11 protein-coding genes are annotated in these 13,592 nt (G+C 71.0%); 6 read left to right on the top strand and 5 right to left on the bottom strand.

The annotated features are described in order from the left end of the window. Nucleotides 1-9 precede the first annotated feature (9 nt). From asnB to O3Q52_RS02985, 6 genes are read left to right on the top strand one after another with little or no spacing between them, the layout of a single operon-like run. The gene (gene asnB / locus O3Q52_RS03010) at nt 10-1,950 is read left to right on the top strand and encodes an asparagine synthase (glutamine-hydrolyzing) (RefSeq protein WP_269647192.1); all 1,941 of its coding nucleotides are present in this window, start codon (nt 10-12) and stop codon (nt 1,948-1,950) included. Continuing rightward, entirely contained in the window at nt 1,940-3,151 is a 1,212-nt protein-coding gene (locus O3Q52_RS03005; protein WP_269647191.1) for a Moenomycin biosynthesis protein MoeGT1, read from the top strand. The genes asnB and O3Q52_RS03005 overlap by 11 nt, the downstream gene beginning before the upstream one ends. Continuing rightward, nucleotides 3,148-4,656, top strand: a complete 1,509-nt coding sequence (locus O3Q52_RS03000; protein WP_269647190.1) for an asparagine synthetase B family protein — start codon at nt 3,148-3,150, stop codon at nt 4,654-4,656. Before O3Q52_RS03005 ends, O3Q52_RS03000 begins: the two co-directional genes overlap by 4 nt. Nucleotides 4,657-4,703: 47 nt before the next feature. Further along, nucleotides 4,704-6,221: a radical SAM protein gene (locus O3Q52_RS02995; RefSeq protein WP_269647189.1), complete on the top strand. Its 1,518-nt coding sequence runs from the start codon at nt 4,704-4,706 to the stop codon at nt 6,219-6,221. Continuing rightward, nucleotides 6,211-7,476, top strand: a complete 1,266-nt coding sequence (locus tag O3Q52_RS02990) for a hypothetical protein (protein WP_269647188.1) — start codon at nt 6,211-6,213, stop codon at nt 7,474-7,476. Before O3Q52_RS02995 ends, O3Q52_RS02990 begins: the two co-directional genes overlap by 11 nt. Next, complete coding sequence (locus O3Q52_RS02985) at nt 7,476-9,068, top strand: carbamoyltransferase C-terminal domain-containing protein (RefSeq protein WP_269647187.1); 1,593 nt, start codon at nt 7,476-7,478, stop codon at nt 9,066-9,068. Before O3Q52_RS02990 ends, O3Q52_RS02985 begins: the two co-directional genes overlap by 1 nt. A gap of 15 nt (nt 9,069-9,083) precedes the next feature. Here O3Q52_RS02985 and O3Q52_RS02980 read toward each other — a convergent pair whose 3' ends face one another. From O3Q52_RS02980 to O3Q52_RS02960, 5 genes are all read right to left on the bottom strand, one after another. Continuing rightward, nucleotides 9,084-9,902 (bottom strand): class 1 isoprenoid biosynthesis enzyme, encoded by an 819-nt coding sequence (locus O3Q52_RS02980; RefSeq protein WP_269647186.1) that lies wholly within the window; start codon nt 9,900-9,902, stop codon nt 9,084-9,086. Then, a complete protein-coding gene (locus tag O3Q52_RS02975; RefSeq protein WP_269647185.1) occupies nt 9,899-10,714 on the bottom strand; it encodes a geranylgeranylglyceryl/heptaprenylglyceryl phosphate synthase in 816 nt (271 codons plus the stop codon). Before O3Q52_RS02975 ends, O3Q52_RS02980 begins: the two co-directional genes overlap by 4 nt. A 43-nt stretch (nt 10,715-10,757) precedes the next feature. Then, nucleotides 10,758-11,639 carry a hypothetical protein gene (locus tag O3Q52_RS02970; RefSeq protein ID WP_269647184.1) on the bottom strand — a complete coding sequence of 294 codons (882 nt, stop codon included), beginning with the start codon at nt 11,637-11,639 and terminating at the stop codon, nt 10,758-10,760. A 353-nt stretch (nt 11,640-11,992) separates the two neighbouring features. Further along, the gene (locus O3Q52_RS02965; protein ID WP_269647183.1) at nt 11,993-12,673 is read right to left on the bottom strand and encodes a hypothetical protein; all 681 of its coding nucleotides are present in this window, start codon (nt 12,671-12,673) and stop codon (nt 11,993-11,995) included. Then, entirely contained in the window at nt 12,670-13,344 is a 675-nt protein-coding gene (locus tag O3Q52_RS02960) for an ABC transporter ATP-binding protein (protein WP_269647182.1), read from the bottom strand. The genes O3Q52_RS02965 and O3Q52_RS02960 overlap by 4 nt, the downstream gene beginning before the upstream one ends. Between the last annotated feature and the right edge of the window lie 248 nt (nt 13,345-13,592).

Here is a 13,592-nt window from a genome sequence, read left to right as displayed (position 1 = left end):
TGCGGCTTCGTGGGATTCAGCGACATCAGCGGTGGCCAGGAGGCCGCCCGCGCCACGGCCGAACGGATGCTGGCCGCAGTGGCGCACCGCGGCCCCGACGGCAGCAACTGGTGCCACCACCGGGGCATGACCTTCGCGCACTGTGCCCTGACCTTCGTCGATCCGGACCGGGGCCGGCAGCCGATCGTCTCCGCGAGCGGTGCCACCGCGCTCGTCCTCAACGGGGAGATCTACAACCACGAGGAGCTTCGCCGCGAACTGCGGGCCGCAGGAGTCCGGTTGCGTACGGCCGGTGACACCGAAGTGCTCGTGGAGCTGTACGAGCTGCACGGCATGAAGGTGCTGGAGCGGGTGCGCGGCATGTACGCCTTCGTGCTGCACGACGCGCGCACCGCGACGACGGTGCTGGCCCGCGACCCGATGGGCAAGAAGCCGCTCTACTACACGCGTGTCCCCGGCGGGATCGCCTTCGCCTCCGAACTCACCGCGCTGCTGCGCCATCCCGACGCACCACGCACCCCGGACGTCCGGGCCCTCGCCGGCTATCTGACGCTCCAGGCGTTCTGTGCGCCCGGGTCGGCCGTGACCGACGTGCACAAGGTCCGCCCCGGCAGCTACCTGGAGCACTCCGGTGGCCGGCTGCGCGAAGTGGAGTTCTGGCGGCCCCGGTTGGCGACGGACGCGCGGACACCGGGCGTGCGGGAGGCCGCCGCACGCTTCGAGAAGCTGTTCCGGGCCGCGGTCGCCCGCCGGGTCACGAGCACGGACCGCCGGCTCGGTGTGCTGCTGAGCGGGGGCCTGGACTCCAGCGCAGTGGCCGCCGTCGCCCAGCAGCTCTCCCCGCAACGGCCCGTGTTGACCTTCAGCGCGGGGTTCGAACAGCACGACTTCGACGAGAGCGCCCACGCCCGCTCGGTGGCCCGGCATCTAGGCACCGAGCACCACGTCGTCCGTATCGGCGGACGCCAACTCGCCGACGTGGTGGAGTCGGAGTACGCCCGGGCCGACGAACCCCTGGCCGATCCCTCCCTGCTGCCCACCCGCATCGTCTGCCGGACGGCACGGCAACACGTCCGCGGCGTGCTCACCGGGGACGGCGCCGACGAACTGCTCCTCGGCTACCGGTACTTCCAGGCCGAGCGGGCGATCGAGATGCTGCTGCGGCTGATGCCGGCTCCCCGGCTGGAAGCCCTGGTGCGAACCCTCGTACACAGGCTGCCCGCGCGGTCCGGGAATCTGCCTGTCGCCGCAGCCCTCGGGCTGCTGGCGCGCGGGCTGCGCGCGGCACCCGAGCACCGCTTCTACCTGTCCACTGCCCCCTTCGGCCCGGCCGAACTGCCCGGCCTGCTGCGCCCGGACGCCCATGCGGCCCTGGCCGGGCACGACCCCTTCGCCGAGGTCTCCAGGCTCCTGGACGGCCAGCCCGGCCTGACGGGCGTGCAGCGCAGCCAACTCGCCGTCGTCGCCCACTTCCTGCGCGATGTGATCCTCACCAAGACCGACCGCGGCGGCATGCGCAGCGCCCTCGAACTACGCTCTCCCTTCCTCGACCTGGACCTCGTCGAGTACGGCAACGCGCTCCCCACCTCGCTGAAACTGCGCCGCTTCACCGGCAAGTACCTGTTGCGCCGGGTCGCCGCCGACTGGCTGCCGACCGACATCGTGCGGCGCACCAAGCTCGGGTTCCGCGCCCCGCTGGCCGCCCTGCTGCGCCGCGAGTTGCGCCCGCTGCTGCTGGACACGCTCTCCTCGTCCGCGCTGGACCGCGACGGGCTGTTCGACGCCCGTGCCGTGCGGCTGCTGACCGACGACCACCTCAGCGGCCGCCGCGACACCTCACGCAAGCTGTGGGCACTCCTGACGTACCAGCTCTGGTACCAGGCGCTCCCCACGCACACCCCGTCCCCTGCATGCCTCGATCTCACCGAGGAGCCCCACCGTGCGCCCTGACCGTCCGCACATACAGGTGCTGTCCCCCCGGACCTGGGGGGAGTTCGGCAACTACCTCGCCGCCACCCGGTTCTCCCGGGTGCTGCGCGGCGCCGTCGACGCGGAAGTGACACTGCTGGAAGCGGAACCGATCCTGCACTGGCTGGGCGAGGCCGGTGCCGCGATCCGCACGATCTCACTGGAGAGCCCGGACGCGACCGTCCGCACCCAGCGCTACATGGCCCTGATGGCCTCTCTCCAGGAACGTTTCCCCACCGGATTCGAGACCGACCCAACCCCGGAGCAGATCACCGAACTCGCTCCACTCACCGAGCACTTGCGCTCCACCGCCCCGGACATCGTGGTCGGCACGAAGGGCTTCGTGGCACGGCTGTGCGTGGCAGCGGTACGGCTGGCGGGACTGCGCACCCGGGTGGTCAGCCATGTCACCAACCCGGGACTCCTCCAGCTGCCACTGCACCGCAGCCCGCATCCCGACCTGACGCTGGTGGGTTTCGCCTGGGCGAAGGACCACCTCCTCGCACAGACCGGCGGCGATCCGGACCGGGTGCAGGTGGTGGGACCGCTGGTCGCCCAGCACGATCTACGAGACTTCATGACCAGCGAGTCGGCCGCTCCGTCGGCCGGCCCCTGGGGCGGGGACACCGACTCCGGCCGCCCCCGGCTGATCGTCTTCTGCAACCGCGGCGGAGACGTGTACCTGGAGCTGGTGCACCACATCGCCGCACACCATCCGGACACCGACCTGGTGTTCGTCGGCTACGACGACCCCGACCTCGCGCGCCGCGCCGCCGCCGGCGCCGAACGGCTCAAGCACTGGCGCTTCCACAGCCGACTCACCCAGGCCGAGTACTTCGACTACATCGACCGCGCGTCCAGATCGCCGTACGGACTGCTCGTCTCGAAGGCGGGCCCCAACACCACGCTCGAAGCGGCCTACTTCGGGATCCCGGTGCTCATGCTGGAGTCGGGGCTGCCGATGGAGCGGTGGGTGCCGGGGCTGATCCACGAACACCGGCTCGGCCGGGCCTGCGCCGCGCCCGACGACCTGTTCCACACCGTCGACGACTGGCTGACCCACCCGTCGGCGATCGAGGACCACAAGAAGGCCGCGATCGGCTTCGCCGAGTCCGTGCTCGACCAGGAGGCGGTGGCCCGCCGGATCGGGGCCGCCGTGCGACCCCTGCTGGACGCCCGGTGAAGCCCCGGATCCGGCTCGTCGCCACGCCCGACGGGGTCCGGGCCGAGGGCGACAAGGAGGCACGGCTCGGGCACGCCCTCGGCGGGGACCCCCTTGCCGAGGGTGCGCCTCCCGAGGGCGTCTTCGCCGCCTGGAAGTGGGACGGCGAACGCCTCCTCGCCCGCAACGACCGGTACGGCATGCACCCGCTCCACTACCGCGCCGACGCCGACTCCTTGACTCTCTCCCCCGATCCGCTCGCCCTGCTCCTGCCCGGCGAGAGCGCCGAACTCGACGACGACGCGCTGGCCGTCTTCATCCGGCTGGGCTTCTTCCTCGCCGAGGACACCGCCTTCACCGCGATCCGTGCGCTGCCCCCCGCCGCCACACTGACCTGGACCCGCGACGGGCCCCTGATCCGTTCGCCCGCACTCCCCGTGCCGGGTCCCGCGGCCCTCACACAGGCCGACGCCGTGGACGGCTTCGTCGAGTTGTTCCGCGCCGCCGTGGCCCGTCGGCTGCCCACGGAACCGTACGTCCTGCCACTCAGCGGTGGCCGGGACTCCCGGCACATCCTGCTGGAACTCTGCCGCCAGGGCGCCACGCCGCGGCTGTGCGTCAGCGGCGCGAAGTTCCCGCCCGACCCGGGTGCCGACGCCCGCGTCGCCGCCCGGCTCGCCGAACGCCTCGGCCTGCCCCACCGCACCGTCGCCCGGCCGCGCTCGCAGTTCCGCGCCGAACACACCGCCAACCCGGCACAGGGCATGGGCACCCTGGACGGCGCCTGGACGCTGTCCCTGCTGGCCTTCCTGCGCCGCCACAGCGGCCTCTGGTACGACGGGATCGGCGGTGGCGAGCTCGCGCAGAACCCCAGCATCACGCTGATCAGGAAGAACCCGTACGACGTGACGGACCTGCCGGGGCTCGCGGACCGCCTGCTGGCCGCCGGCCGCACCGGAGCGCACGTCGAGCACCTCCTCGGACCCCGGACCCGCGTGCTGTGGAGCCGGGAACGGGCCCGCGACCGGCTCGTGCGGGAACTGGCCCGGCACGCCGACGCCGCCTTCCCGCTCGGCTCGTTCTTCTTCTGGAACCGGACCCGGCGGTCCATCTCCCTCGCCCCTTTCACGCTGGGCGACGACCACGCGGTGATCCACACCCCCTACCTCGACCACGCGCTCGTCGACCACCTCGCCTCGGTGCCGCACCGCTTCCAGATCGACGGCACCTTCCACGACCAGGCGCTGCACAGGGCGTTCCCGGAACACGCCGGACTGGGCTTCGCCTCGGCCGTTCCGCAGCGGCACGGGCTCGTCCTGGTCCGGCACCGGCTGGCGTACCTCACCCGGCTGCTCGGCCACACCCTGCACAGCGAACGGGACTGGTGGCGCAGCCGCGACCGGATCCTGCAACGGCTCCTGGCCGCGGGCCGCGGCCCGGGGGCACCACAGCGGGTCAGCCGACTCCAGCCGCTGGCCCTCTACCTGCTCCAGCTGGAGTCCCTCGCGGCCGGAAGAGCCGCCTGAGTCCGGACGACAAAACCGCCCGAACGACCCCAGAAGGAGGGGACATCATGCGGAAGACACTGCCCGTCATCAGTACCGGTGCGGCGTCGGGGATCGCGTCGGGCGGCTGCTCGACGGCCGTCACCAATGCACCGGCCCGCCCCGGCCTGCCGCGCTGGCGCAAGCGGAACCTGCGGATCGCGCTGGTCCGCCACCACGACCTGTGCCTCAACACCCGTCAGATCACCCAGATCCAGAAGCGGGCCGGCGTCCTGCCGCACCTCGGACTGGGCTATATCCACACCGCTCTGAAGTCGGCCGGCTTCCACAACGTCATCCAGGTCGACACCCCCGCCCTCGGCCTGGACAGCGAGGGTCTGCGCAAGCTGCTCGCCGACTTCGAACCGGACCTGGTCGGCGTCAGCACCACCACGCCCGGCCTGCCCGGCGCCGTCGAGGCCTGCCAGGCGGCCAAGAGCACCGGCGCCAAGGTCATCCTCGGCGGCCCGCACAGCGAGGTCTACGCGCGCGAGAACCTCTTCCACGACTGCATCGACTACGTCGGCGTCGGCGAAGGCATCACGATCATGCCGGAGCTGGCCGAGGCGATGGAGCAGGGCGACAAACCGGAGGGCATCCGCGGCCTGGTCACCCGCGAACACGACGGCGGCGCCGCCCCGATGGTGAACCTGGAGGAGGTCGGCTGGCCCTCCCGCGATGGCCTGCCCATGAACAGCTACTACTCGATCATGGCTCCCCGGCCGTTCGCGACGATGATCTCCAGCCGCGGCTGCCCCTTCAAGTGCAGCTTCTGCTTCAAACAGGCCGTCGACAAGAAGTCGATGTACCGCTCCCCCGAGGACGTCGTCGGTGAAATGACGGAACTCAAGAACCGGTGGGGGGTGAAGGAGATCATGTTCTACGACGACGTGTTCACCCTGCACCGCGGCCGGGTCCGGGAGATCTGCGCGCTGATCGGCGAACAGGGCCTGAAGGTGCGCTGGGAGGCGCCGACCCGCGTGGACCTGGTGCCGGAACCGCTGCTGAAGGCGATGGCCGGGGCGGGCTGTGTGCGGCTGCGGTTCGGCATCGAGCACGGCGACTCGGAGATCCTCAAGCGGATGCGCAAGGAGAGCGACATCGAGAAGATCGAACGGGCCGTCACCTCCGCCCACGAGGCGGGCATCAAGGGCTTCGGCTACTTCATCGTCGGCTGGCTCGGCGAGACCCGGGAGCAGTTCCGCGCCACCGTCGACCTCGCCTGCCGCATCCCGCTGGACTACGCGAGCTTCTACACCGCGACCCCGCTGCCGGGCACCCCGCTGCACACCGAGTCCGTGGAGGCGGGGCAGATACCCGCCGACTACTGGGACCGGTTCGTGCAGGGTGAGTTCGACGCGCGGATCGGCTATCTGGTGCCCGACGCCCAGCGCCGCGCCCAGGCCGCCTACCGCGCGTTCTTCCTGCGCCGCTCCATGGCGAAGCCGCTGCTGTCCCACATGGCCTCGACCGGCCAGTGGCGCAACACGCTGGACGGTCTGCGCAGCCTGGCCCGGTCGACCTCCAACACCGACCGTGACTTCTGAGACCACCCGCCCGGCCGCGTCCGTGCGACCGGGCCCTCCCGTCCGTCTCAACGCGCCGCTGCCGGCCCACGGCCGGCAGCGGCGCGGCGAACCGTTCCTCACCCACCACATCCGCAGGACCATGGCCCGCGGCTTCCGCCCGCCGCCGTCCTGGTCGGTGCCGGTGCGGTACTTCGTGCCCGACGGTCCGTCGGGCGAAGCGAGCCCGCTCTCCGGTGCCCGGTCCGCCGCCGACGCCCTGCGTACCGGCTCCCCCGCCCTCGCCCTGATCGCCCCGACCTACGTCTCCCGCGGCACCCTCGCCGACCAGACGGAACGTCTCGACGCCCTGCTCGACCGAGTCGCCGAACTGAACGAGGACCATCCGGACATGCCAGCTGTGCTGTTCGTGGGCATGCAGTGGTCCTCGGACACGGAGCAGGACGAGTCCGTACGGCGGCTGCGGGCGCTGCTGCTCCGGGCCCGCACCCGGCTGCCGCACGTGGCCGTGTGCGGCCTCTCCCTGCCCGGTCCCGGCAAGCCCCGCACCCTCAACGCCGCGATCGAGGTGGCCGAACTGCTCGGCTGCACGGGCGTCGGCTGGGTCGACGACGACGTGACCCTGGACCCGGGCTGTCTGTCGCGACTGGTGCGGGACTTCCTGGCGGCCGGCTGCCGGGGCGCGGTGGGCGCCACGAAGATCCCGCACACCAAGGAGTTCGCCACCTCGCGACTGCTGGCCCGTGCCAAGGCGATCGCGGCGCCCGCGACCAACTACCCGCACGGCTGCTGCATCCTGGTGGCCACCGACGTCCTGTCCGGCGGCATGCCCGGCCGCTACGTCTCCGACGACGGCTACGTCTGCTTCCGGCTCCTCGATCCCGCCCTGCCGGATCCACTCGCACGGCTGCGCCTCGTACCGGACGCCCGCTGCCACTACTACGTCGCCGGTCCCGCGGGCGAGACCCGCCGCAGGATCCGCAGGCTCCTCCTCAACCACCTCGTCGATCTCGCCGACTGGCCGCTGCCCGTGGTCCGGCACTACTTCCGCCACATCCTGTTCGCCGGTCTGTGGCCACTGACCGGCTTCGACGGCACCGGCGGACGGCGGCGCGGCATCCAGAACGCGCTGATCAAGTGGCTCTACTTCACCTGGTTCGCGGGGGTGGGGACGGAGCTGTACCTCCGCGGGCTGACCGGCCGGCCGCTGCGTGCCGTCGAGTGGGCCCCGTATTCGGCCGTACACCCCCTCACACCCGCTGACCAGGAGCGTTGATGAAGGTACTTTCTCTCCATTCCGCCGGTCACGACACCGGCGTCGGCTACTTCGAGGACGGCCGGCTGCTCTTCGGCATCGAGACCGAACGGCTCACCCGCGTCAAGCACGACCACCGTTCCGACATCGCGCTGCAGCACGTGCTGTCCCAGGAGTGCGTGGACACCGACGGGATCGACCTGGTGGCGGTCAGCACCCCGGTCCGCAGTGCCCTGCTGCGGATCCCGGACCTGGACCACGCGATGGAACGGATCAACGCCGGCGCGCCCCACCACCGGACCACCTGCGACCTGCTCGGCCGGCGTGTCGACTGCGTGGTCGTCACGCACGAGCTCTCGCACGCCGCGCTCGCCGCCCACTACGCGGGCCACGAGACCGGCACGCTCGTGCTGGTCAACGAGGGCCGCGGACAGCTCACCCGCAGTTCCCTGTTCCGGGTCGAGGAGGACCGCCTGAAGTGGATCGCGAAGGATCCGCTGCCCTGGTACGGCAACGGCTTCGGCTGGACCGCGATCGGCCACCTCCTGGGCTTCGGCAAGAGCCCCAGCGTCGCCGGCAAGGTGATGGCGCTCGGCGGCTACGGGCAGCCGGACGCCCGCATACGCGAGCAGTTGCAAGGGGTCGATCCCCGCGTGATGCACGACCTGGAACTGGCCGAGCGGGTACGCTCCGAACTCGCCGAACGCCCCGAGTTCCACCCCGAGTTCGAGACGGCGGCACACGTCGTCGCCACCTTCCAGGAACTGTTCACCGAAACCGTGCACGACGTGCTCGACCGACACGTCACCCGCACCGCCACGGGGGTGGGGCCCATCGCCCTCGGCGGCGGCTGCGCACTGAACATCGTCGCCAACTCGTCGCTGCGCGAGGCCTTCGGCCGCGACATCGCCGTCCCGCCGGCCTGCGGCGACGCGGGGCACCTGGCGGGCGCCGGCATCTACGCCCTCACCTACGTGCTGGGCCAGCCGCCCGAACCTCTCAGCGTGTACGGCAACGGCACCGGCGAGCCCCGCGCCGACGTCCTGGCCGCCCTGGACACCTCGGGACTGAAGGCCGTTCCGTACGACACCCAGGCGGTCGCCCGGCTGCTCGCGGACGGCGGTGTGGTGGCCCTGACGGAGGGAGCGGCCGAACTCGGGCCGCGAGCGCTCGGACATCGCTCGCTGCTGGGCAGCCCGGCCGCCTCCGGGATGCGCAAGCGGATGAGCGAGAAGCTCAAGCAGCGGGAGTGGTACCGACCGCTGGGAGCGGTGATGCGCGACGAGCGTTTCGCCGAGCTCTACCCGAGCGGCCGGCCGTCCCCGTACATGCTCTTCGAGTACCAGCTGCCGGAAGGCACAGCGCCGGAGGCCCGGCACATCAACGGGACCTGCCGGATCCAGACCCTGGGTGCCGACCAGCCGCGGCTGCACGGGCTGCTCACCTCCTTCGAGGCGCAGACCGGTGTCCCGGCCCTGATCAACACCTCGCTCAACGGCCCCGGCCGGGCCATCGCGCACACCGCCCGGCACGTGCTGGACGACTTCGCGCACAGCGACGTCGACCTGTTCGTCTTCGACGACGTGATGGCCTACCGGAGCGAGCCCCGGTAGGCCGTCGGCCGACGGTCAGTGCACGAGGTGCCGCGGCAGCAGCCGGTCCAGAACGTCGTCGGTGTACAGGCCGACGACGGGGACCAGCCCCGAGGAGGCCGGCTGCTCCCGGACCGCGTCGAGCGCCTGGGCGCGCAGCCGCTCCAGCAGCGCCTCGACGTCCTGTGCGGGCACGGCCCCGGTGCGCATCAGATGACCGAGGTTTCCCTCCCGCTCGCCATTGCGGTCGTAGTCCGTCAGGTCGTCGGCGATCGTGATGATCGTGCCGAACGCCTCGGCGAACCTCCTCGCGGGGTCGACGGACCTCTCCTCCCGACCGCAGATCGCGGAGAGCGAGCCGTAGCAGCCGAGGAAGGTGGCGCCGTAGGTGCTGGCGTTGGCGCACCACTCGTCGAGGTTCTCCGCTCGATGGCTCTTGGTGCGGATCTGGCCGGTGCAGACCGCGGTGAAGTCGTGTTCGAGCACATCGGTCACGGCGCGGGCGTCCGCGGCGAGGACGCACATCTCGCGCAGCGCCGTCAGGTGCAGGTGCAGGCACAGACAGGCGAGTTCGACGCGGTTGAGCCCGGTGTCGTCGTCCATGAGGTCGTCGAGCAGCTTCATGGCCACGATGTCCATGGCCAGCGCCCGGGCCACCGCGGTGCGCCGCTCCGGTTCGGTGACCCACTCGGTGAGGAAGTGCGGCACCCTCAGGTACAGGCGCAACGCCGCGGTGTGGGCCACGAGTTCGGGCGAGCCGCCGTTGCGGGCGACAAAGTCGGTGACATGGTCGCGGTTTGCGGCCTCGGTGACCAGCATGGACGTGGTGTAGGCCTCGGGCAGCACCGCGGTCACGGCCGGTCCGCCGTGATCTCGGCGAGCGTCGATCGCCAGTCGCCGTGTTCCAGCGCCCCGGCGAAGCCCACGTAGTCGGCGCCCGCCTCCAGGTACACGGTGACGTGCTCCCGTCGGCGGACGTTGCCGCTGACGAACAGGATCTGGTCGGGATGGAGCTGCCGCCGGAAGTGGCGGACCACGTCGGTGGGGACCTGCGCGTAGCGGGAGTACAGGTACACCATGTGGAAGCCGAAGCTGCGGGTGACCGCGATGTACCGGTCGATCTGTTCGGGGCTCGTGGTGGCCACCGGCACCGTGCCGAGCAGGTCGCCCGTCTTGTGGTCCTCGCCGAAGGTGAGGGCGACGGTGAGCAGGAGTTCCGGCCAGTCCTCGCGGTCGGCCCGGCCGGGCAGGTTGATCAGGGTCTCCAGGTAGCTCTTCCACACGTAGTAGTCGTCGCGTGAGCCGAGCAGCGCGGGCAGGATGACGGCGTCGGCGCCCCGGGCCAGCGGAAAGCCGAAACCCTTCCGCGGCGGGAAGTGCAGCAGCACCGGCAGCGAACTGACCTCTTTGATCGCCGCGACGTACGGGTCCATGCGGGACTCGAACGACTCGTAGTCGGTACTGGCGAGGATGAGGGCGGGACAGCCGAGGTCGTCCAGGATCTTCGCCTTCTCCACGGCCTCGGCCTGCGGCACCTTGAACGGGTCGATGATGTGGACGGGCCCGCGCTCGTGACCTCGCAGCCGCCCGAGGACCGCTCCTGGGCCCAGCAGGGGTGGTACGGCCGGGACTTCCGTGCGCTGGACCAACTGCGGTGACGTGTTCACCGGCGTTCCCCCTCGTTGTCCGGTCGTGGCGCGCTGCGCGCCGTCATGCAAGGTCCGCGCTCGGCTCGGCAGCCGCCGAAGTCACCGTCACGGTGCTCGCCCTGGCCAGTGCCGCTACGACGGACGCGGTGGTGTAGAGCGCTTTCGTGTCCAGGACGACGGAGCCCAGCGCGGCCTTGCCGCGCCGCCCGCGTTCCCAGTGCTCACGTGCGTCGGGGTCGAACTCCATCGGGCCGGGCACCCGGCACCATGCGGACGGCCGCCAACTGCCCTCCTTCTCCTGCGAGTCGGTCAGGTAGGAGACCGCCCGGCGGACGGCATCACGGCCCTCCGGCAACTCGCCGGCCAGCACGGCACGCAGGGCGAATGCGGTGGCGAAGGCGGAGCCCTCCGGCTCCCACTCGGTACGCACGGCACCGTCCGCACCGATCTTGGCGGCGGCCCAGCGGGCGGCTGCCCGTGCCTCGGGGCGGTCCCCGGCCGGTCGGGCGGCGGCGAGCGCCTCGGCCGCCAGCGCGGTGGGGTACTCGCGATCCGGCCACCAGTAGGCGGGCCACGATCCGTCCGGCCGCTGGATCTCCCGGAGTCTGCTCAACAGCCGCTCATGCACGGGCAGTTGCAGCAGCCCGGCGGCGGCCGAGGTCACACACACATGACTGGCGTACCAGGCGTCCCAACGGGGAGCCACCCGGTCCAGGAAGGGTGCGGCGTTCTGCGGCAGATAGCTGGAGATGCCGCCGTCCTGCTGAAGGTGCGCCGCGACGAAGCGGTATCCCTCGTCCGCGCGGAGGTCGTCCTCCGCTCCCAGCGCCTCGGCCAGTCGCAGGACCCAGGAAGTGATGTCGGCGTCACCGGGAACCTGGGGGCAGTAGCCCCAGCCGTCCGACGGGCCGCGGGCCTGTCTCAGCAGCTCCCAGGCGGACACCGCCGCCAATCGCCCGGGGCCTTCGGGTAATTCCGCGAGTGAGGCACCGACAAAGGCAGTGGCCCAGAACTGGCCTGGGCCACGGACTTCGTAGTCGTTCCACCAACCGTCCGCATCACGTGCGGTCCAGAGGAATTCCGTTGCCCTCGAAAGGGCTTGTTCGGCTGATTCGCCGAGGGGTAATCGCTGTGCACCGTTCACGAATCTCTCCTTTCTGGGGAGAGGCGACGAGCCGGGCCACCGTACCGACGCGTGGACACGCACCGGCAGGACGATTCCCCAACCCTACACGCGTTCGTATCGGCGAGACAGAGTCACTTTCCTCCGGCCCTCCGCACGGACTCGCGGCGGATTCACACGAATTGCATGTGGGTACGCCTCCGCAATCGCACCGACATGACGCCACCGCTCGCCAGGACCAGCAGCGCGGTCACGACGACGGCATGCGTCGCGCCCGAGACGAGGGAACCGCTGCCGGCGCCGTCGACGGCGTACGTGATGATCTCCCGGGTCGACCAGAAAGGCAGCACCTTGGCCACATCCTTGGCCGGGTCGATCACCATCTGGGCGCCGATCACGGAGATCAGCAGCAGGGTGCCCTCCAGGTCCCGGGGCACGGCCAGGCCGAGCAGCAGCCCGAGCGGGACCGCCACCAGGGAGGTCAGCGCCAGTTCCACCGCGACCGCCTGCGGGTTCGCCACGTCCTGGTCCACGATCACGACCACGGCGTACAGCGCGGAGATCAGGAGCCCGGCCGTGAGGAGGGCGAGCATGCGACCCAGGTACAGATGGCGGGGCCGGAAGCCGGACAGGGTGAGCCGGGGCTCGATCTCCCGGCCGCCGACGGCCGAGAAGAGGGCTGCGGTACTCACCGCGAACCCGACGCCCAGGCTGGCGAACCGGATGGCCTGGCCGGGCTGGTCGTGCCGACCGAGATAGAACACCAGCGGCACGAGGAGGAGCAGGCCCAGCACTCCACGCCGGCGCAGCAGTTCACGCAGTGTCATCTCGGCCATGCGCAGGGTCCGGTTCATCGGCCCGCCTCCTGCTTCCTCGGGCTGAGGTCCAGCACATGGTCGACCTGGTCGAGCTGGTTGAGCATGTGGGTCACGACGACGATCGCCTTGCCCTGGTCGCGCCAGCCCCAGACGTTCTGCCAGAAGTCCACGTAGGACCCCCGGTCGAAGCCCTGGTAGGGCTCGTCGAGCAGCAGGACATCCGGGTCGCCGAGGGATGAGAGGACGACGTTCAGCTTCTGCCGGGTACCGCCCGACAGGTCCTTGGCCAGGGTGCCCCGGGCGACCTGCCAGTCGAGCTTGGAGGCGAGTTCGCGCCCCCGGCGGTCGGCGTCCCGGCCCCCCATGCCCCGGCCCGTGCCGAACAGCGTGAAGTGCTCGCGCGGCGTGAGGAAGCCCATGACACCGGCGTTCTGGGGGCAGTAGCCGAGGCGTCCGGAGATGGTCACCCGGCCCTCGTCCGGGGCGAGCAGCCCGGCACAGATCTTGAGCATGCTGGACTTGCCGGCTCCGTTGCTGCCCACGATCGCCGCGACCTCGCCCGCGCGCACGACGAGGTCGATGCCGTCGAGGACGCGGCGGCGGCCATAGCTCTTCACGATCCCGTGCGCGTTCAGCAGGACGTCCCGCCCGGACGACGGCCCGGACGTCCCGCCCAACTGCTGTTCCGCACGTGCGGAATACCTCATGTGTGACACCTTCTTCCTTCCGCCGCCCGCGACGAATGGCGCGGAATGCTGTGCCGTTAGCCTGCCACAGAGCGGCGAGCGGGCCGCACACACCGCCGACACACAGGGTGGGGGCGGAAATATCCGGCCGACTATTTTCGGCCGTTTCCCTGATGCCGTCCGAGAAGAACTCCGCGCGACGGCAGCGGAATTCGGCCAGGCCACCATCCGATTCCCGCACGTCCGCCCTGACGATTCACCGAACCGGT

Origin of the sequence: Streptomyces sp. ActVer (assembly GCF_027270795.1) — a bacterium.
Lineage (GTDB): Bacteria > Actinomycetota > Actinomycetes > Streptomycetales > Streptomycetaceae > Streptomyces > Streptomyces umbrinus_A.
Note: the sequence above shows the minus strand (reverse complement) of the source record. Positions and strands in the feature narration are given on the sequence as shown.